Source organism: Streptomyces sp. NPDC054842 (assembly GCF_053611025.1).
In genome coordinates this window covers 1-20,362 of the sequence record NZ_JBSGZN010000027.1, presented here as the reverse complement: position 1 = coordinate 20,362, position 20,362 = coordinate 1, and the positions used below count along the sequence as shown (strand labels likewise).

At 73.0% G+C, this 20,362-nt stretch carries 15 protein-coding genes and 1 pseudogene; 5 read left to right on the top strand and 11 right to left on the bottom strand.

All coding sequences use genetic code 11. The features are described 5' to 3' along the window. Positions 1–63 precede the first annotated feature (63 nt). Positions 64–1,215 carry a glycogen synthase gene (glgA, locus tag ACWGIS_RS21520; RefSeq protein ID WP_453364048.1) on the bottom strand — a complete coding sequence of 384 codons (1,152 nt, stop codon included), beginning with the start codon at positions 1,213–1,215 and terminating at the stop codon, positions 64–66. A gap of 34 nt (positions 1,216–1,249) precedes the next feature. Beyond that, positions 1,250–2,032, bottom strand: coding sequence for a (2Fe-2S)-binding protein (locus tag ACWGIS_RS21515; RefSeq protein WP_453364047.1), 783 nt, complete (start codon positions 2,030–2,032; stop codon positions 1,250–1,252). A gap of 211 nt (positions 2,033–2,243) precedes the next feature. Here ACWGIS_RS21515 and ACWGIS_RS21510 point away from each other — a divergent pair, with 211 nt between their 5' ends. Further along, the gene (locus tag ACWGIS_RS21510) at positions 2,244–3,527 is read left to right on the top strand and encodes a DMT family transporter (protein ID WP_453364046.1); all 1,284 of its coding nucleotides are present in this window, start codon (positions 2,244–2,246) and stop codon (positions 3,525–3,527) included. Here ACWGIS_RS21510 and ACWGIS_RS21505 read toward each other — a convergent pair. Then, positions 3,517–4,686 carry a transglycosylase family protein gene (locus tag ACWGIS_RS21505; RefSeq protein ID WP_453364132.1) on the bottom strand — a complete coding sequence of 390 codons (1,170 nt, stop codon included), beginning with the start codon at positions 4,684–4,686 and terminating at the stop codon, positions 3,517–3,519. The two genes, ACWGIS_RS21510 and ACWGIS_RS21505, sit on opposite strands and share 11 nt — an antisense overlap. 368 nt (positions 4,687–5,054) lie before the next feature. Here ACWGIS_RS21505 and gndA point away from each other — a divergent pair, with 368 nt between their 5' ends. Then, on the top strand, positions 5,055–6,494 hold the full coding sequence (gene gndA / locus ACWGIS_RS21500; protein ID WP_453364045.1) for an NADP-dependent phosphogluconate dehydrogenase: 1,440 nt from the start codon (positions 5,055–5,057) through the stop codon (positions 6,492–6,494). Positions 6,495–7,445: 951 nt separating this feature from the next. Here the strand turns inward: gndA and ACWGIS_RS21495 are convergent. From ACWGIS_RS21495 to ACWGIS_RS21465, 7 genes are all read right to left on the bottom strand, one after another. Continuing rightward, complete coding sequence (locus ACWGIS_RS21495; RefSeq protein ID WP_453364044.1) at positions 7,446–8,093, bottom strand: aspartate/glutamate racemase family protein; 648 nt, start codon at positions 8,091–8,093, stop codon at positions 7,446–7,448. Then, complete coding sequence (locus ACWGIS_RS21490) at positions 8,093–8,437, bottom strand: GNAT family N-acetyltransferase (protein ID WP_453364043.1); 345 nt, start codon at positions 8,435–8,437, stop codon at positions 8,093–8,095. The genes ACWGIS_RS21495 and ACWGIS_RS21490 overlap by 1 nt, the downstream gene beginning before the upstream one ends. A gap of 47 nt (positions 8,438–8,484) precedes the next feature. Beyond that, complete coding sequence (gene panD, locus ACWGIS_RS21485; protein WP_356165189.1) at positions 8,485–8,904, bottom strand: aspartate 1-decarboxylase; 420 nt, start codon at positions 8,902–8,904, stop codon at positions 8,485–8,487. A 210-nt stretch (positions 8,905–9,114) separates the two neighbouring features. Next, on the bottom strand, positions 9,115–9,627 hold the full coding sequence (locus ACWGIS_RS21480; protein ID WP_453364042.1) for a hypothetical protein: 513 nt from the start codon (positions 9,625–9,627) through the stop codon (positions 9,115–9,117). Between the two features lie 214 nt (positions 9,628–9,841). Next, entirely contained in the window at positions 9,842–11,347 is a 1,506-nt protein-coding gene (locus ACWGIS_RS21475; protein WP_453364041.1) for a DUF4246 domain-containing protein, read from the bottom strand. A 275-nt stretch (positions 11,348–11,622) separates the two neighbouring features. After that, positions 11,623–12,369: an FAD:protein FMN transferase gene (locus tag ACWGIS_RS21470; RefSeq protein ID WP_453364040.1), complete on the bottom strand. Its 747-nt coding sequence runs from the start codon at positions 12,367–12,369 to the stop codon at positions 11,623–11,625. A gap of 1 nt (position 12,370) precedes the next feature. Then, positions 12,371–12,757 carry an FMN-binding protein gene (locus tag ACWGIS_RS21465; protein WP_453364131.1) on the bottom strand — a complete coding sequence of 129 codons (387 nt, stop codon included), beginning with the start codon at positions 12,755–12,757 and terminating at the stop codon, positions 12,371–12,373. Between the two features lie 10 nt (positions 12,758–12,767). Here ACWGIS_RS21465 and ACWGIS_RS21460 point away from each other — a divergent pair. Continuing rightward, positions 12,768–12,983: pseudogene (locus ACWGIS_RS21460) on the top strand (ATP-binding protein); the annotation flags it as partial. Between the two features lie 40 nt (positions 12,984–13,023). On the opposite strand, the gene ACWGIS_RS21455 reads toward ACWGIS_RS21460, so the two are convergent. Next, complete coding sequence (locus ACWGIS_RS21455) at positions 13,024–14,952, bottom strand: ABC transporter ATP-binding protein (RefSeq protein ID WP_453364130.1); 1,929 nt, start codon at positions 14,950–14,952, stop codon at positions 13,024–13,026. Positions 14,953–15,204: 252 nt separating this feature from the next. Between ACWGIS_RS21455 and ACWGIS_RS21450 the strand changes: the two genes are divergently transcribed. Together ACWGIS_RS21450 and ACWGIS_RS21445 are read left to right on the top strand one after the other, a co-directional pair. Next, on the top strand, positions 15,205–16,167 hold the full coding sequence (locus tag ACWGIS_RS21450; protein ID WP_453364039.1) for a lysylphosphatidylglycerol synthase transmembrane domain-containing protein: 963 nt from the start codon (positions 15,205–15,207) through the stop codon (positions 16,165–16,167). Positions 16,168–16,456: 289 nt separating this feature from the next. Next, positions 16,457–20,269 (top strand): S8 family serine peptidase, encoded by a 3,813-nt coding sequence (locus ACWGIS_RS21445; protein WP_453364038.1) that lies wholly within the window; start codon positions 16,457–16,459, stop codon positions 20,267–20,269. Positions 20,270–20,362 lie beyond the last annotated feature (93 nt).

Genomic DNA, 20,362 nt, shown 5'->3' with positions numbered 1-20,362 from the left:
CGGTCGGGCCGCGCCCCGTGGATCGAGCCGGCTCCGGTTCTCTCGACTACGCCTGTCTGACGGCTACCCCGGTTTGCGGACTTCCTCGTACAACTGCACGGTCCGGCGTGCCACCGCGTCCCAGCCGAACTCCCGCACGGCCCGCTCCCGTCCGGCCTCGCCCATCCGCCGGGCGGTGTCCGGGTCGGCGAGCACCGCGTCCAGTGCCTGGGCGAGCCCCGCCTCGAAGTCGCCCTCGACCGGCACGAGCAGGCCGGTGCGTCCGTGGTCGACGACCTCGGGGATGCCGCCGACGCGGGAGGCGACCACGGCCGTCCCGCAGGCCATCGCCTCCAGATTGACGATGCCGAGCGGCTCGTACACCGAGGGGCAGACGAACACCGCGGCGTGCGTGAGGAGTTGGATGACGTCGGGGCGCGGCAGCATCTGCGGGATCCAGTGCACCCCTTCCCGCACGCCGCTCAGGTCCTGGAAGAGGTCGCGGAACTCCCGGTCGATCTCCGGGGTGTCGGGGGCGCCCGCGCACAGCACCACCTGCACGGCCGGGTCGATGTCCCGTACCGCGCGCAGCAGATGGGGCACCCCCTTCTGGCGCGTGATGCGGCCGACGAACAGGACGTACGGGCGGTCCGGGTCGAGGCCGACGCGGGCCAGGACGTCCGTGCCGGGGTCCGGGCGGTAGAGGGAGGTGTCGATGCCGTTGTGCACGACGCGCACCTTCGCCGGGTCCAGCGCGGGATAGCAGCCGAGGATGTCCTCGCGCATCGCGCCGGACACGGCGATCACGGCGTCCGCCGACTCGACGGCCGTGCGCTCGGCCCAGCTCGACAGGGCGTAGCCGCCGCCCAGTTGCTCCGCCTTCCAGGGGCGCAGCGGCTCCAGGGAGTGGGCGGTCATCACGTGCGGGATGCCGTACAGCAGCTTGCCGAAGTGGCCGGCGAGGTTGGCGTACCAGGTGTGCGAGTGGACGAGGTCGCGGCCTTCCAGCGCGGCGGCGACGGCCAGGTCCACGGAGAAGGTGCGCAGCGCGTCGTTGGCGCCGTCGAGCGCGGGCCAGGGCCGGTGGCGGACGACCCCGCCCGCCGCGCCCTCGCCCCAGCAGTGCACGTCCAGGTCGACGAGGGACCTCAACTCGCGGGCGAGGAACTCGACATGCACCCCCGCGCCACCGTAGACATCGGGTGGATACTCCCGCGTCAGCAGTCCCACACGCACACAGAACCTCCCGTCGGACCGGATTCCTTCATGGTCACCCAGATGTGGCCCCTGGGGAAGAGCGCGGTGTCCGGGAACCGGCCCCCGTCCCCGGCGCCCGGTCGAAGCAGCAGTCGCCGCACAGGCCCCCGCCGGGCAGCCGGTAGTAGAGACAGCACGTGCGGCGGCGGAGCGTGCCCGGAGCCAGCGTCCACGACAGGTCGGGGTGCGCGAGCAGCGGGGCGGCGAGCGCGCTGACCCGCTCCGCCGCCTCCGGACGGCCGTTCGCCCGCGCCCACTGGTCGAGGAGGCGCACAGCCCCGGCGAGCGCGGCGCCCGCGTTGCCCCACAGCAGGCGCGCGGAGACGGTGTACCGGGCCCGCAGAGCGGCCGCGAGCGGCACGAGGTGGCCGTCGAGCACCACCTCCGCGAGCGCGGTCGCGGGCAGGGCGCGCACCTCGGAGAGCCACAGTTCCCCGGGAGCGCTCGCGTCCGGGTCCCAGCGCAGCCGCCGCGCGTCCAGGTCGGGCAGCACCCCGTACTGCGCGGCGGCGCCGAGGGAGACCGACCACAGCCGGGCCGCGAGCGCCTGGTGCGCCACCGACACCGCGATCCTGGTCTCCGGCGCCCGGAGACTTTTCGCGACCTTCCGGACACGGAAAATCATCGGATCCGCGTAAACCACCGGTCTGCCCTCGTCCGGCGGCGGCGCGTACGCCCGCGCGAGGGTCGGCAGGGGGCGGCCCGGGGGTACGCCCGTGCGTAGTACGGAGAAGCCGCCGAGGGCGCTGAGCGCGGCGAGCTTGGGGTCGAGGTCCACGAACAGCAGTAGTACCAAGCCCCCTAAGGGGTCTCACCCGGGGGGAGGGGGCCGCTGTCACCCACCCTGGGGAGGACGGGGGCCCTGCTCTACTCCATCGGCAGTAGGACTCAATGCCTGCTCAAGGACGACGACATGGACTGTTTCGCGAGGCATCGTTGTTAACCATGGAAGCCGACCGTTCGTCGCGCCGGGCACAGCGCCCCCGCCGCACGCAGAGGAGGGACTCGTGAACGCCCTCTCGCTGTCCGTGGTGCTCTCGCTCGTCTCCGCCGTCGCCTACGCGGGCGGGGCGATCGTCCAGGAGCAGGTCGCGGTGACGTCCCCGGAGCAGACCTACGCCCCGCTGCGCAGGCTGAGCTGGTGGGCGGCCGTCGCGCTGAACGGCCTCGGCGGACTGCTGCACGTGGTGGCGCTCGCCTACGGCCCGCTGAGCCTCGTACAGCCGCTCGGCGCGCTGACGATCGTGTTCGCGCTCCCGATGGCCGCCCTGTTCGTCGGCCGCCGGGCCGGGTCGACCGCCTGGCGCGGCGCGATCATGGCGACGGTCGGTCTCGCCGGTCTGCTGTCGCTGGTCGGCACCGCCGACTCGCACTCCCTGGGCGGCGCCCAGCGGGTGGTGCTGGCGCTCGTGACGGGCGGCGCGGTGGTCGCGCTCATGGTGGCGGCCCGCGCCGCCCACCGCCACCCGGCGGTACGCAGTGTGCTGCTCGCGGTCGCGGCCGGTCTGGCCTTCGGCATCTCGTCGGTGTTCACCAAGACGGTCGCGGTGGACTGGACGGGCGGCGTCTCCCTCGCGGACCTGCCGTCACTGGGCGTCATCGCCGTCCTCGCCACGGCCGGCATGCTGCTCTCGCAGGCGTCCTACCGGGGCGGCGGCCTCGCCGCCCCGCTCGCCACGCTCACGGTGGTCAACCCCGTCGTGGCGGCGGCGGTGGGCATCACGATGTTCGGCGAGACCTTCCGCTACGGCAGCACGGGCACGGCGCTCGCGCTGGGCTGCGGTGTCGTCGCGGCCGGCGGACTCATCCTGCTCACCACGGAACGGCTGGGCGGCGTCCGCGGCGCGGACCCGCAGGCGGCCGCCTCCGGCACACCGTCCACGGAAGCGGAAGCGGAACCGAAGACGGCGGACGTGCCGGACGTGGTCGTCCCGGACACCTTCGCGGGTCCCCGGGCACAGGCCGGCCCGAGCGGGCCTGCCGTATCGGACGCGCTCGCGTCGCCCGGGACGCCGGCCGGGCGGGACGGCCTGGTGGCGTCCGAGGTGATCGAGGAACTGCTGACGCGGCTGGCGGAGCAGCCCGTCGCCACGGTGCCGACGGACGTCTTCCCCGTGGTGACGGTCCCCGACGACGTCCTCGTGCCGGTCCCGGTGCCCGCCGCGGACGGCGCGCACGAGGACCCGGAGGCACCCGACGACGGGATGCGGTACTACTTCAGCCCTTTCCACGGCGCGCCGTACGTGCCGCTGCCGCGGCGCAACCACCGGCGCACCCGCGTCAGATCCTGACGCCGCCCGCACGCAGATAGGCGACCGGGTCGATGTCGCTGCCGAAGCCGGGTCCTGTCCGCACCTCGAAGTGCAGATGGGGCCCGGTGCTGTTGCCCGTCGACCCGGAGCGGCCTATGCGCTGCCCGGCCGTCACGTTCTGCCCGCCGCGCACGGAGATCGCGGACAGGTGGGCGTACTGGCTGTAGCGGCCGTCCGAGTGCCGGATCACCACCTGGTAGCCGTACGAGCCGCCCCAGCCCGCGCTGACGACGTGACCGGCCCCGACCGCCTTCACCGAGGTCCCGGTGGCCACGGGGAAGTCGACGCCCGTGTGGTAGCCCTTCGACCAGGAGGAACCGGCGGCGCGGTACGGCGTGCCGGTCGACGCGTTCACCGGCGCGACGAGGGTGTGGGTCCTCGTCGCCGTGTCGGACGCGGGCTTCTGGGGCGCCGGCTTCTTGGTGGCGGGCTTGTGCTCGGCGGGCTTCCTGGTGGCGGGCTTCCGGGCCGGCGCCGTCGTGTCCGCGGTGTGTGTCGGCGCCTTGGCACGCAGGCTCAGCCGCTGGCCCGGGACGATCAGGTCGGGGTCGGCGCCCACGGTCGCGCGGTTGGCCGCGTACAGCCGCTGCCAGCCGCCCTGGACCCGCCGCGCGTCGGCGATGCCGGAGAGGGTGTCCCCGTGGACGACGGTGTACATCTCCGCGGTGCCCGCCTGCGACTGCGGCGTGGTCTGCGGCTGCACGTCCTTGACGGTGCGCTTCGGCTTCCGCGGCGAGGTGTCGACGGCGGGCGTCTCACCGCCCCGGGTCAGACCGGCGCGGGTGGAGCACACCGGCCAGGCGTTGGGCCCCTGGCCCTTGAGCACCTTCTCCGCGATGGCGATCTGCTGGTCCTTGGTGGCCAGGTCCGCGCGCCGGGCGAACACCTTGCCGCCGTACGCCTCCCAGGTGGACTGGCTGAACTGCAGGCCGCCGTAGTAGCCGTTGCCGGTGTTGATGCTCCAGTTGCCGGTGGACTCGCAGGCGGCGACCTTGTTCCAGGTCCCCACGTCCGCGGCGTCCGCGACACCGGCGCCGATGAGCGGGATCGCCATGCCCGCGCCGCCCGCCGTGACGGTCAGCGAGGCCCGGTTGATCCTGTTCGGCTGATACCGGCGATGCCGGCCGCGCACGGCCATGATGAAGCCCCCCTCGACACCCGTCAGGAGCGGCAAAAGTAAGCGTGTCCTCGAGACCGTGACAAGGCGGCAATCGGCCGTGCTGTTGGCTTTTCAAGGGTTTGCTCAGGTCAGCGCCGGACGGTGTGGCCGAAACCCGACGCCGCGGAATCCGACACCGCGCGACCGGTCGCCGGGGGGGGGGCGGTGCCCATGAGGCACGGACGGGCAGCCCCCGGATGAGGCGCGGACTCACAGCCATTGGATGAGGCGCGGACGGGTTCTTCTGCGTACACACCGTCGGCGGGTCAGGATGGCCCGAGGGCAATACTGACCAGCACGACCAGCACGACCGGCATCAGCGGCAACAGGACCTCTCAGGAGTACCTATGAGCACTTCAGCGCAGATCGGCGTCACGGGCCTCGCGGTCATGGGCCGCAACCTCGCCCGCAACTTCGCCCGCAACGGCTACGCGGTCGCCCTGCACAACCGGACCTCCTCGAAAACGCACGCCCTGGTGGAGGAGTTCGGGCACGAGGGCGATTTCGTGGCGGCCGAGACCGCGAAGGAGTTCGTGGCGGCCCTGGAGCGTCCGCGCCGCCTGGTGATCATGGTCAAGGCCGGTGACCCCACCGACGCGGTGATCAAGGAGTTCGCCCCGCTCCTGGAAGCCGGGGACATGATCATCGACGGCGGCAACGCGCACTTCGCCGACACCCGCCGCCGGGAGCGCGAGCTGCGCGAGCAGGGCATCCACTTCGTCGGCACGGGCATCTCCGGCGGCGAGGAGGGCGCCCTGCACGGACCGAGCATCATGCCCGGGGGTTCAGAGGAGTCGTACGCGTCGCTGGGCCCGATGCTGGAGAAGATCTCCGCCAAGGCGTCGGACGGCTCGCCCTGCGTGACGCACTGCGGCCCCGACGGCGCCGGGCACTTCGTGAAGATGGTCCACAACGGCATCGAGTACGCCGACATGCAGCTGATCGGCGAGGCCTACCAGCTGCTGCGCGACGTGGCCGGGTACTCTCCCGCGCAGATCGCGGAGATCTTCCGCACCTGGAACACCGGGCGCCTCGACTCGTACCTGATCGAGATCACCGCCGAGGTCCTCTCGCACGTGGACGAGGCAACCGGCAAGCCCTTCGTCGACATCGTCCAGGACCGGGCGGAGCAGAAGGGCACGGGCCGCTGGACCGTGCAGATCGCCCTCGACCTGGGCGTCCCGGTGTCCGGCATCGCGGAGGCCGTCTTCGCCCGCTCGCTGTCCGGCCACGCCGACCTGCGGGCCGCCTCCCGCGACCTCGCCGGCCCCAAGGCCGCCAAGCTCGGAGAGGGCGAGGCCGCGGCCTTCGCCGACCGGGTGGAGCAGGCGCTGTACGCCTCGAAGATCGTGTCGTACACCCAGGGCTTCCACGAGATCAGCGCGGGCAGCGCGGAGTACGGCTGGGACATCGACCTCGGCGCGGTCGCCTCCATCTGGCGCGGCGGCTGCATCATCCGCGCCGCCTTCCTGGACCGCATCCGCGCGGCGTACGACGCCCGGGCCGACCTGCCCAGCCTGCTCTCCGACAAGACGTTCGCGCAGGAGATCGCGGCGGCCCAGGACAACTGGCGCGAGGTGCTCGTCGCGGCCACCCTCCAGGGCGTGCCGACGCCCGGTTTCGCGGCGGCGCTCGCCTACTACGACGCGCTCCGCGCCGAGCGCCTGCCCGCCGCCCTCACCCAGGGGCAGCGCGACTTCTTCGGGGCGCACACCTACCGGCGCACCGACCGCGAGGGCTCGTTCCACACGCTGTGGGGCGGGGACCGGTCGGAGGTCGAGGCGTAGGACGGCTCCAGGGGTCCGGTCCCCGGTGGCTCGGTGCGGGGGGCCGGGTCGGGCTACGGGGGCTGGGACGGGAGGGGTTCCGCCCGCCGCGGGCGACGGGGCGGGTGCGGCGCGGGCGGAGGGGGTTCCGCACCGGCCGCGGGGGCGTCCGGGAAGGCGGGCGCCCGCTGGACCCGCCTCCGGGATCGGGCCGCCCGGCGCGACCGGCGATGCGATTGCGGGGCGTACGCCCGGTGAGGCCGCCCTCTGCATTCGGGCCGCCGGCCGCGACCGGCGATGCGGATCCGTGGCGTACGCCCGCCGGTCCCGGCATCCGGGATCAGGTCGCCGGCCTCGACCGGCGATGTGTCCCTCTTTTCGGACGTCGGCCCTGCCTAGGAGAGAGGTCCCGGCTGCGGCTCCGGCTCCGGGACGGGGTCCGGCCCCGGCGGCTTCGGCACGGGCGACGGCGCCGGCGGCTCCGGAGCCGGCTGCGGACCGGGGCCCGGACCCGGCGGAGGGGTCGGGTTCGGCGGAGGGGCCGGGTTCGGCGGCGCCGGATCCGGGAACGGCTGCGGACCGGGGACCGGCCCCGGAGTGGGACTCGGCGGTACGGGAGTGGGGAACGGCTCGCTCATGATGTCCTCCAGCCAGTCGGTACGTCGGCCCTGGACTTGTCCCACGCCTACCCGACCCCGCCGCCCCCAGTCACCCCGTCGCCCCACGGAACGCGACCGGGTGGGGCCAATCGGGGGCATGGGTGAGGCTGAGGGTTGGGCCGGCCGGTCGCAGGGGCCGGTGGGTGCTGCGGGGCGAGTGCCCGGAGTGTGCGTCAGGTCGGCGGGGTCCGTCCATCAGGACAGGCAGCGGCGTCAGTCGCGGGCAACGCGGCGCGTACGTCACCGTCGGCCCGGCACGTCCGTCAGGGCTCGCGCGGGGCCTCCAGCGCCTGCCCGTGGCCCGGCGCGTACGTCACCGTCGCCGCAACGCGTCCGCTCCCGCCGCCAGACCCGGCCCGGGGCTCGCCAGCACCGGCACGGCGGTCGTCGTCAGGTGCCGCGCCGGGGCCATGGACGCCTGGGCGAGGACGATCACGTCGGCGTCGGTGACCGCGTCGGCGGCCTCGGCGACGAGGCGGGCGCAGCCGTCCGTGTCGCCCGCCTCGAAGCGGGCGAACGCGCCGTCGACGAGGAGCGTACGGACCTCGGCCGGGCGTCCGGCCCGGCGCGCCTCCTCCTCCACGAGGGCCACCGTCGGCGCGAGGGTGCTCGCCACCGTGGCCAGGACGACGACGCGCGGGCCGGCGGCCACCGCGGCGGCGGCCATCGGCCGGTCCACGCGGAGCACGGGCACCCCGGCGCCCGCCGCCTCGGCGACCGCGCCGATGGTCGAACACGTGCAGAGCACGGCCCCGGCGCCCTCCGCGACCGCCCGGTCCAGCGCGGCGCGTACGTCGGCGGCCACCGCGTCCGGACCCCCGACGCGGGCGCGGGAGAGCAGGTCCTCGGCCACGAAGTGCCGCAGGCGCAGCTCCGGGTGGGACTCGTCCCGCAGGGCGTCGAAGACGGGGATGTGCGCGGGCGAGGTGTGGAGCAGGGCGAGTGTGCCCGGTGCGGACATCAGAACCGGCCGGGGTGGGCGTCCAGCCAGTCCGTCGCCGCCTGCACCAGTCCGGGGTCGGCCGCCGGGGCCTCCTCGGGGTGACGGGCGGCCCACTTGACGACGTACGGGCAGAGCGGGGCGACGGTGACGCCCTCGCGCCCGGCGATGGCGTACAGCTCACGGGCGAGGGAGCCGCCGATGCCCTGGCCTTCGTGCGCGGGCTCGACGATGGTGTGCACCGGGACGAGGGCGCGCTCGGGGGCGTCGAGGACGAAGTACTCGATGTGACCGACCATTTCGTCCCCGGCGAAAGCCTCCAGACGGCCGGCGCCCCGGTCGTCGCGGATCTCGATGTCGCTCATGGTGCACTCCTCGGGATGGGGTGCGGGCCCGGACGACGAAGCGCGGCTCAGGCCGGGACGGCCTGCGGGCTGCGCTCCTGGTCCGAGCCCGGCACCGGCTCGGACGGATCGGCGCCCAGGGCGACGATCCGGTTGTCGCGGTCCACGTGCACGACGCGCGGCTCCAGCGACCGGGCCTCGGCGTCGGTCACCTGAGCGTAACTGATGATGATCACGAGATCGCCGGGGTGCACGAGGTGGGCCGCGGCGCCGTTGATACCGACGACGCCCGAGCCGCGCTCACCCTCGATGACGTACGTCTCCAGGCGGGCGCCGTTGGTGATGTCGACGATGTGCACGAGTTCGCCGGGCAGCAGGTCGGCGGCGTCGAGCAGGTCCGCGTCGATGGTCACGGATCCCACGTAGTGCAGGTCGGCCTGGGTGACGGTGGCGCGGTGGATCTTGGACTTGAACATGGTGCGGAACATGAGCTGGGGCTCCCGTGGGCTGCAGAGGGTCGCGTCCTGGTGGGGTACGCGCCGACGCCCGCCAGGGTACGGCGCCCACCTGGCCCCTGCCTACGCCCCGTCCAGGGCTCGGACAGCGATCTACGTCACCCGGCGGCGCGGACGGCGTGCGGTGATCCTGCGCACGGCCCGGGCGGAGCAGCTTCGCCTTCCGGCCTTCCGCTCTGCCAGTCAGTCGACCGCCTTCAGGTAGACCCGGCTCTCCCCGTCGTCCAGCCTGTGCACCGCGATCGACAACGAGTTCAGGTCTCCGCCGCAGGGGGCGCAGATCTGCCCTTCCCGTACGTCCGGCAACGACTCGGGTTCAGGGAGCCCGAAGTAGGAGAAGGGGGTCGCGGGCTTCGCGGCGCTCTTGCGGGGCTCGTCGCGCTGCCTCAGTTCCCTCTCGGGCCGGAGCTTCTCCACGAAGCCGTGCACTGCGGAGGTGGGGAGGGTGAAGGCCAGCAGCAGGCCGTCGTCCTGGAACCCGTTCTGCCGTGCCGCACGTATGTCGGCGGCCCGCGACGGAAGGTCGACGTTCATCTGCCGACCGACCGTCGCAGGGGTGGCCTTGTCGTCCCAGCCCGGCACTTCGCCGGTCCTGTCGACCGCACCCGACTCGGGCGGCCCCGAGCAAGCCACGAGGACCGGGCCGGCCGGACAGAGTGCGGCCACCACCCCGGCGGCCAGGACGACGCGCTTCACTCGGGAAGGGTGAAGCGTCTGCGTCATCAGGCGTCTCCGTTCCGATCCGACCCGGGTCGGTGTGTGTCCCGTCGTGCCCCGGGTCCTCCGGAGACGGGAAGGCCGCCACTTGGATGCAGGTCTTGGCGTCGCAGCGTTCCCCGCCTCGCATGTGGTCGTTCTCGGCCCTCGGGTCACTCCTCGGCCGGGCGGAACTCCACCGCGGCCGACCCGTTCAGTGCTCGCAGAGCGAGAACTCCCGCTCGTAGAGCTGCTCGTTGTGCTCGTCGACGAAGAACTTGCGTTCCTGCATGAGCTGTTCGCGGAAGTCTCTGGCCTGGTCGAGCGTCATGGTCGACGTCTCGGACCACGGCTGTTGCGGGGGCACGTCGGACGTCGAGACGATGGTCTGCGACGGGTCGACCAGGAAGAACGCCAGAATCTTGCGGTACCCCGGGCGCGCGGGGTCCGTGAGGCGGAACGGGCTGACGCGGTGCTGGAAGACGTTCGGGAACGCCAGGCAGCGGCCGGCCGGGGTCGACACCGACCCCAGCGGCTGGTTCAGCGCGTCCTCGTCCTCCAGGCCGTAGACCTCACGCAGGCCGTTGTCGTCGTTCTGCTCGTAGGACGGGTCGTCGAGTGCCGCCCGGAAACCGAGCCGGCTCTCGGTGATGTTGTCGCTGTCCCAGTAGTAGATGCCGGTCGAGACGATCCGCTCGTTCAGCATCCCCTCGACATGCCACGAACCGCCGGCGTACTCGGGCTTGTCCGGGGTGAGGTGGATGGTGGCGAGCTTGACGATGACCTGGAGACGGCGGCCGCGCAGGACGACCCGGTCGGCCTCGTCGGGCAGCGCGGGAGGGGTGAAGGCCGGGGCGTCCGGGACGACCGGGCGGCGGTTCTCCCACCAGTCGTCCATGGCGGTCTCATAGGCCGTGACGGCTTCGTCGTGGGCCGCCTCGTCACTGTAGGCGTCCCTGTCCGGGTACTCCGGCTCCGAGTCGTACCAGCCCCACGGGTCGGCCTCGATGCGCGGGGGCCGCGGATGACGCAGGTCGGTGAGCACGTTCTCCCACAGCGGGAGCATGCGCGCGAACAAGTCCGGCAGGACGGCGGCCAGTTCGTGCGTCTCCGGGTGGACGTTGTTCACGTACGAACGGAAGGCGACCCCGCCCTCGTCACTGACGTCGACGTCCGTGGGCAGCCACTGGAACCGCTCCGAGAACTCGTACTTGGAGTAGCTGTTCGTAGGGTTCTGCCAGGCCCGCTCGGGTGCGCCGCTCACGTCCTTCACCAGACAGAACAGTGAGGGGTGGACCAGATCCAGGACCTGGCCGTCCGATCCGGGGTGCCAGTCCTTCTCCGCTTGGGGGACCTCTTCCAGCACCCGGACCGCCTCCCGCAGCCGGGACCTGAGCCCTTCGTCGACCAGGGTGTCCGACTGCCAGACCCCGTCGACGGCGGAGACCTCGGCGCCGGTCCGGCCGTCCCGCAGCGCGGCGTAGTGGTGGAGTTCGGCGAGGACGTAACGGACCTGCGCCTCGGTGAGACCCTGCGCCAGCGCTTCCTTCGTCCACCGGCCGACGATGCCGTCGTCGTTCATCTTCTCGGACCACTGCGGCTTCGCCCGGATGTGAGCGCTGCACTGCATCATCTGCAGTTCCCGCAGCGTGCGCGGTGTCGCGAACGCTATGGAACGAGAGGCATGAAAGGGCAGCGGGAAAGCAGACAGCGCAGACAATTGTCGTGGTCCTTCAACTCGGTGAGCGGTGGCGGGAAGCCTACTTGAGCCCACTGACACCGCAGCCCTGCTCCCCGTCGTCACCGACCAGTGAGCTTGTCCGGCGGCCGGCACTCAACAGCTACCGGTGACACCGGGCTTGAACTACAGACACGGTGTCCGCCTGGTGCACGCCCACGCGAGGCCCCCGCCGCAGCCCCGTCCGTCAGCCGGTCACCGCGAACCGCCGCCTGCCATCAGGCCGTTCCCCACCAGGCGGCTCCACCCACGCCAGCTCACCCCGCCCTGAGCCATTCCCCCGGAAACCCCTCCGTCCGCAACACCCCCAGGCGCGCGTCCACCGCGAACACCTCGCACCCCGCCTGTCCCGCCGCCCAGCTCACGCCCTCCTCGCCCATCGCGAAGGCCGCCGTCGCCACCGCGTCCGCTGTTGTCAGCGTCGGGGCGAGGACCGTCAGGCTGAGCAGGGACGTCGACGGGTGGCGGGTGCGGGCGTCGATGATGTGGTCGCCGCGTTCGTAGCGCGCGGAGGTCGCGACCGCGCCGTCCGTCACGTGCAGGACCGTGCACAGTCGGTTGGCGTGTTCGGGGTGCCGTACGCCGATGCGCCAGGGACCGCCGGAAGTCACCACGTCACCGCCCGCGTTGAGGCAGAACCTGCGGGCCCCGGCTCGTGTCAGGAGGTCCGCCGCCCGCTGCACCGCCCAGCCCTTGACCACCCCGCAGGGGTCGAGGCCGCGACCGGGCAGGCGGACGTCGAAGGCGCCGCCGGTCGCCTCGCGGTAGTGCTCGCACAGGTGAAGGATCTCCCGCAGGTCCGGGGCGATGTCGTCGGCGGCGAGTTCACCCCGGTCCAGCCGGGACACCTCGCTGTCGGACCTGAAGGGGCTGAAGCGGGCGTCGGCTTCCCGCAGCGAGCCGAACACCGCCTCGGCGGCGCCCTCGTGGACGTCGTCGGGGACGTCCACGTCGTCGATCCGCAGGGACACCGGGAAACCCATGACGTGCTCGACGCGGCGCACCTCAGGAGTCCTTCGCGTCGATCGCTGCCTGGAGGGACGTGCGGTAGCCGTCGCTGGTGACCGTGGCGCCCGACACCGTGTCGACGTCCGCGCTCTGCGCCCTCAGCGTCTCCGCGACCAGTTCGGGGACGGCCGCCGTGGTCTGCGGATGGTCGGGCCGGCGCAGCATCCGCACCGAGGCGATCCGGTTCCCCTCGAAGGTCACCTCGACCTGCACGGGGCCCTTCTCGGTGTCCACGACCGGGCCGGCGACGACCCGTGAGGACGCCGAGGAAGGGGACGGCGCGGAGGGGGACGTGGGGCTCGGGGGCGGCGCGGACGCCTGGGCGGCGGAGCCGTGGGGCGACGCCTCGTAGCGCCAGACGGGGATCAGGCCCGCGGCGCTCAGGACGAGGACGGGCGTCCCGGCCGCCGACCGGGAACGGGTCTTCGACCGCTTCTACCGCGTCGACAAGGCCCGCAGCCGTGACCGCGGGGGCAGCGGCCTCGGCCTCGCGGTGGCCCGCTCCCTGGTCCGGGCGCACGGCGGCACCATCGAGCTGGGCGCCGAGCCCGGCGGGACGGTGTTCACCGTGCTCCTGCCGCTTCGCCGGCCGGAGCCGGCGGGCCCGTGACCGGGCCGGCGGTTCACACCGGCCCGGCCGATGCCGCCGCTCACGCCACCGCCGTCTCCGTCACCTCGTCCGCGGCCGGGTCCGACTGCCCCACCGCGTCCTCGTGGGCGGTGCCCGCCTTGGCGAACTGGGTGCGGTACAGCTCCGCGTAGCGGCCACCGGCGGCGAGCAGTTCGTCGTGCGTGCCGCGTTCCACGATCCGTCCCGCCTCCACGACGAGGATGACGTCGGCGGCCCGCACCGTGGACAGCCGGTGGGCGATCACGACGGCCGTCCGTCCCTCCAGCGCCTCGGCCAGCGCTTCCTGCACGGCCGCCTCCGAGGTGTTGTCCAGGTGCGCGGTGGCCTCGTCGAGGATGACGACGCGCTGGCGGGCGAGCAGCAGCCGGGCGATGGTCATGCGCTGGCGCTCACCGCCGGAGAGCCGGTAGCCGCGCTCGCCGACCACCGTGTCCAGGCCGTCGGGCAGGGATCGTACGAGGTCTTCCAGGCGGGCCCGGCGCAGCACGTCCCACAGGTCGTCCTTGGTCGCGGCCGGACGGGCGAGCAGCAGGTTGGCGCGCACCGAGTCGTGGAAGAGGTGGCCGTCCTGGGTGACCATGCCGAGGGTCTCGCGCATCGACTCGGCGCTCAGGTCGCGCACGTCGACGCCGCCGATGCGGACGGTGCCCTCGTCGGTGTCGTAGAGGCGGGGCAGCAGCTGGGCGATGGTGGACTTGCCGGCGCCGGACGACCCGACGAGCGCGACGGTCTGGCCGGGCTCCGCGCGGAAGGAGACGCCGTGCAGGACCTCGGCGCCGCCGCGGGTGTCGAGCGCGGCGACCTCCTCCAACGAGGCCAGGGAGACCTTGTCGGCGGAGGGGTAGGCGAAGCGGACGTCGTCGAACTCCACGGACACCGGGCCCTCGGGGACCTTCCCGGCGTCCGGCTTCTCCTCGATGAGCGGCCTCAGGTCGAGGACCTCGAAGACCCGCTCGAAGCTGACGAGGGCGCTCATGACCTCCACCCGGGCCCCGGCGAGCGAGGTCAGCGGCGCGTAGAGGCGGGTCAGCAGCAGGGCGAGGGAGACGACGGCGCCCGGCTCCAGGCTGCCGCGCAGGGCGAACCAGCCGCCGAGTCCGTACACGAGCGCGAGGGCCAGGGCCGACACGAGGGTCAGCGCGGTGATGAACGCGGACTGCGCCATGGCCGTCCGCACGCCGATGTCGCGGACCCGGGCGGCCCGGGCCGCGAACTCGACGGACTCCTCGCCAGGGCGGCCGAAGAGCTTGACGAGGGTGGCGCCGGGAGCCGAGAAGCGCTCGGTCATCCGGGTGCCCATCGAGGCGTTGAGGTCGGCCGCCTCCCGCTGGAGTCTGGCCATGCGGCTGCCCATGCGGCGGGCGGGGACCACGAACACCGGGAGCAGCACCAGGGCGAGCAGGGTGATCTGCCAGGACAGGGTGAGCATCACGGCGAGGGTCAGCAGCAGGGTGACGACGTTGCTGACGACTCCGGAGAGGGTGTTGCTGAAGGCCCGCTGGGCACCGATCACGTCGTTGTTGAGTCGGCTGACGAGCGCGCCCGTACGGGTACGTGTGAAGAACGCGACCGGCATGCGCTGCACATGATCGAAGACAGCGGTGCGCAGATCCAGGATGAGCCCCTCGCCGAGCGTCGACGACAGCCAGCGGCCGACGATCCCGAAGGCGGCCTCGGCCAGCGCGATGACCGCGATGAGGACGGCGAGGCGCACCACCGTGTCCTCGTCGCCGTCGGACACGATGACGTCCACGACGTGCCCGGCCAGGACCGGGGTCGCCACGGCGAGCAGGGCGGTCACCACGCTGAGCAGCACGAAGCAGGCGATCCGGCGGCGGTGGGGGCGGGCGAAGGCGGTGATGCGGCGCAGGGTGGCGCGGGCGAGGGGCCGGCGCTCCTGCTGCGCGTTCATGACGCTGTGCAGCTGCGTCCAGGCTGTGGTCTCCATGCTCATGAAGAAGACGGTAGGACCTCAAGCAACCTTGAGGTCAACCGTTCACCGGTTTCCTCCCCGTCCGGACCGTGGTGCGCCCGCGCGTCGCGTCCGGCGGACCGGACTCCCCCGGCCCGCGCGCCCGCCCTGCGCGCACCGGGCCGTACGGGGCCGCCGTCGGGGTCTTCCGCGGCTTGCCCCGCGTGTCAGCCGGCGTCCTCGCGCGCGCAACCCCACGTTGGTGCGGTGTGGAAAACCTCTCCCGATGTGACTGCCGTATCCCTTCCCGAATCGCTTCCCCGACGCGTGCCGGTCCGCAAGGTCCTGTGCCTGCTGCCGATCGCCCTCGTGGTGTGGGTCGGGCTGCGCCACCGCTCGGTGCTCCAGGAGGGCTTCGGGCAGCTGCGCGGCGCCGACTGGCCGTGGCTGGCGGTGGCCGTCGCGGCGACCTGCCTCACCTGGGTGGCCGCCGCGTTCACCCGCCAGGGCGCGGTCGTCGAGCGGCTGCCCGCGCGCCGGCTGCTCGCCGCGCAGTTCGCGGCGGGCGCCGCCAACCACCTGCTCCCGACCGGGCTCGGCGCGAGCGCGGTCAACCTCCGCTTCATGACGGTGTGCGGTGTGCCGCTCCCCCGCGCGTCCGCCGCCCTGGCGCTCTATCTGCTCGCCGAGTCGATCAGCCGCGTGGGCCTGCTGGTCGTGCTGCTGTTCGTGTTCCCCGACGCGCTGCGCCCGGGGACGCTCGTGCCCTCGGATGCGGTCGGCCCGCTGCTGGTCGCCGGGGTCGCCGGCCTGTGCGCCGTGGCCGCGGCGCTGCTTCTCGTGCGCCGCGTGCGGACGGCGGTCGGTACGTTCCTGCGTACCGCGCTCGGTGAGGCGCGCTCCGTGCACGTCAGTCCGGCGCGGGCGTGCGGGCTGTGGGGCGGGGCGCTGGCGTTCCCGGTGCTCCAGGCGGCCGGACTGGCCGCGGTGGGGCGGGCGTTGGACGTCCCGGTGCCGCCCGCGCATCTGGCCGTCGCGTATCTGGCGGCGACGGTCGCGGTGGCCCTGGTGCCGGTCCCGGGCGGCATCGGTTCCGTCGAGGCGGCGCTGATCGTCACGCTCGTGGCCGCGGGGAGCCCGGCGGCTCTGGCGACCGCGGCGGTCCTCGGCTACCGCATCATCACCGTCTGGCTGCCGCTGCTCCCGGGGGCGTTGACGCTGGGCGCCCTGGTACGGCTGCGGGTGATCTGACGCCCATATCGCCGGGGGGCGGGAGTCGCTGGTGGCCAATCCCCCAGCGCGCGGGCGGTCCGGGCGTCCGAGGCCCTCCCTGCCTCCCGTCCGCCCGGTACCGCCGCTTCTGTCGAGGCGGTCCCGGCAGGAGGCCCGTCGAGGGGGGCGTCGTGGCGGTGTACGTGCCTCCGTGTCGCCGTTGCGACATGTCGCCTGTTCGCCAGGCGATGCTGCTGACAGGCCCCTGGCGTGCGCAGATTCTGTCGTACAGCACGTGACGTCGTGCTGTACGAAAGGTAGTTGACTGATGGCATGGATCCGCTTGTCGGCGGCGATATCGACCGTGCTGGTGGTGACCTGGGGCGGCGTGGCACCCGCCTCGTCCAGCACGGAGGCGGACGGGACGAAGGAGTTCACCGGCACCGGCCGGAAGGCGGCGTCCGCCACCGTGCGGCTGCTGACCGGTGACCGGGTGACCGTGACGTCACTGCCCGGAGGCCGCCGCACCGCGTCGGTCCTGCCGGGCCCGGGACGCGAACACGTCTCCTTCCGCACCCTTGAGGGAGACGACATGGCGCTGACCGTGCTGCCTTCGGACGCCGAGGCCCTGGTGACCGGAGGCGCCCTGGACCGCCGCCTGTTCGACGTGACGGGGCTGATCGCCCAGAAGTACGACGAGGCCCACTCGTCCGCGCTGCCCCTGATCGTCTCCTCACACCCGTCCGCGGACGGAACCGGACGCACGTCGCGGGAGTCGAAGGCCGCGGCCACGACGGCGGACCGGCTCACGGCGCTGAACTCCCCGGCCACCCCCGCACGCACCCTGAGCAGCATCGACGCCAGGTCCGTACGGATCGCCGGCAAGGACCTGGGCCGGTTCTGGAAGACGCTGAACGCCCCCGCGGGCGCGGACAGCGCCCGTGCGGCCGTCGCACCGCACGTCTTCCTGGACGGCAGGGTGGGAGCCGTACTGGACCGCAGCACGGCGCAGATCAACGCGCCGGCCGCGTGGAAGGCCGGCTACGAGGGCCAGGGTGTCAACGTGGCCGTCCTGGACACCGGTGTCGACGCGAACCACCCCGACCTCGCCGGGCGCATCACGGAGACCCGGAACTTCTCCACGAGCGCGGGCACGAACGACGCGTTCGGCCACGGCACGCACGTCGCCTCGACCGTGGGCGGCACCGGTGCCGCGTCCTCGGGAACCCGGCGGGGGGTCGCGCCGCGGGCCGGCCTGCTGATCGGCAAGGTGCTGGGTGACGACGGCTACGGCAGCGAGTCCGCCGTGGTCGACGGCATGGAATGGGCCGCCGGCCGGCACGCCGAGGTCGTCAACATGAGCCTCGGCTCGGAGGGGCCGAGCGACGGCACCGATCCGATGAGCCAGGCCGTGAACACCCTGACCGCCTCGACCGGCACGCTCTTCGTCGTCGCCGCCGGCAACGCGGGCGAAGGGGGCCCGTCCACGGTCGGCTCCCCCGGTGCCGCCGACGCCGCCCTCACCGTCGGCGCCGTCGACCGCGACGACTCCCTCGCGTCCTTCTCCAGCCGGGGCCCGCGCAGTGGTGACGGCGCGGCCAAACCCGACGTGACCGCCCCCGGCGTCGACATCGTCGCCGCCCGCGCGGCCGGTACCGCCATGGGCAAGCCGGTCGACGCCGACTACACGGCGGCGTCCGGCACGTCGATGGCGACCCCGCACGTGGCCGGCGCCGCCGCGCTGCTCGCGCAGCAGCACCCGGACTGGGAGGCGCAGCAGCTCAAGGACGCCCTGGTCAGCACCTCCCGCACGGTGCCCGGGACCAGGGTGACCGAACAGGGCGGGGGCCGCGTCGACCTGGCCACCGCCATGGGCCCGGTGACCGCCACCGGTTCCCTCACCCTGCCGACCCTCCAGGCCGGTGACGAGGAACAGACGGACGCGGGGACCGTCCACTACGCCAACACCGGTGACCGGACGCTGACTTTGACCCTGGCGGTCCGACTGACCACCGGCACCGGACGCGCGCTTCCCGAGGGCGCCGTCCGTCTGGGTTCGGGCAGCGTGGAGCTGGCACCCGGCGCCAGGACCGGGGTTCCGCTGCGGGTCGACGCGTCGAAGGCCACCCGCGGCCAGTACTACGGCTACGTCACCGCCACGTCGGCCGACGGCACCGTGGTGGCCCACACGACGCTGGCCCTCGTGGTCAGAGGCCAGCAGCACCGGCTGACGGTCGTCTACCGCGGCCGTGACGGTCAAGTCGTGCCCGGCGCGCTGCCGAACATCTGGGGCGGCAGCGAGGGCAGCGGGTTCGTCGACTACACGGACCGGGACGCCGCCGTCGCCGTCGTCGAAGAGGGCACCTACCACCTCACCTACGGCTTCGAGGAGGGAAACACCGACGGCGTCGAGGTCGGTGAGATCGTCAGTCCCGACGTCGAGGTCACCGAGGACAGGACGGTGACCCTGGATGCCTCGGACGTCACGGAGGTGACGATCCGCACGCCCCGCCCGGCCGAACAGCGAGGGGTGCTGGGTGACACCTTCTACCGCCAAATCGACGGACGGGGCCTGATCCAGGGCCACTTGATGTTCGACCTCGTCAAGCACCTGTACGTGAGCCGGGTCGCTCCGGTCACCGAGGGCACGTTCGAGTTCCACTCCCGCTGGCAGCTGGTCGCCCCTCAGCTGCGGGCGCGTGTCCCCGGCGACTCGCCGGCTCTGACTCCCTACTACGAGCAGGAGTCCGCCGTCTTCGACGAAAGTGGCGCGCACCTGGCCGCCGTGGACGCCGGCACCGCGGCGGCGCCCGCGTTCCGCGGCACGCACGGCAAACTGGCCGTCGTACGCGTCCAGTCGATCGCCGACGACACCAGGGAGCTGGCGCGCGAGGCCCACTCCGCGGGCGCCGGGGCGCTGTTGCTGGTGTGGCCGGAGAACGAACTCGCCTGGACCAGGTGGCGTCCGGACGGCCCGCGGACGGCCGTGCCGGCCATGCGCGTCTCGTTCACGCAGGGTGCGGCTCTGCTGAAGCGGGTGCGCGAGCGCCACACGACGGTGGACTTCTCCGGAACGGTACGCAGCCCCTACCTGTACGACGTGGCGCAGGTGTCCAAGGGGTCGATTCCCGCGCACCTGGTGCACACCGTCTCGAAGGACAACAGCGCGGTCGTCCAAGCCACTTACACCCGCACGGGCCGGTCGGCCTGGGCGAGCGAGCAGCGCTTCGGCTGGCGGCCGTACCAGGACACCGCCTGGAACCAGTACAGCCGCTACGTACCGGTGGGGGTGACCCGCACCGAGTACGTCAGCGGCGGGGACACGCTGTGGAAGCACATCGTGCACCACAACGTCGTCGACCAGCCCGACGACACGTTGCGCCTCGGAATGCAGGACCGACCCCACACCTACCGTCCCGGCGGGACCGCGACCGAGCGGTGGTTCGGGGCCGTGGTGCGGCCGTCCATCCCGCGTGAAGCGGCCTGGCCGTCGGTGCGCGAGGGGAACACCCTGTCCGTGTTCGTCCCCGAGTTCACCGACTCCGGAGCCGCTCACTACTCGGTGGCCGAGGCCCCCTACTTCGGCGCCGAGCCCGACGTCGCCACGGCACGGCTGTACCGCGACGGCCGGCAGATCGCCGCGTCCGGCATCGGCGCGTGGGGCGACATCGAGGTCCCCGCCGGCGATGCCGCGTACCGGCTGGACCTCACCACCGGCCGCGACTCGGACGACTGGGCCTTCGGCACGACGACCGACACGTCATGGGCGTTCCGGTCGGACACCACGGCACGGAAGGCTCAACTACCCCTGCTGCAGGTCGACTACGACGTACCGGTCGACGCGCGGAACGCGGTGAGCCGGGCGAAGCGCCACAGTCTGGGGCTCGCCGTGCGCATGCAGGACGGCATGGCGTCGCCACAGGGGGTGAAGGTGAAGGTCGAGGCGTCCTACGACGACGGCCGAACCTGGGTCGTCGCCACGACGGTCCGCAAGGGCCAGGACTTCACCGCGGCCGTGGAACGTCCGTCCCGCGTGCACGGTGACGCGTACGTGACGCTGCGCGTGACCGCCAGGGACGCCGACGGCAACTCCGTCGAGCAGCGGGTGGACCGCGCCTACCTGCACCCGGGCACGCACTGACGCCGCGGCTCTCCCTCTCCGGCTGCGGGTGAGGGGAGCTGCGGGATCAGCCACCACGGTGTTGTCCCCGGCCCGTCGGGCCGGGGACAACAC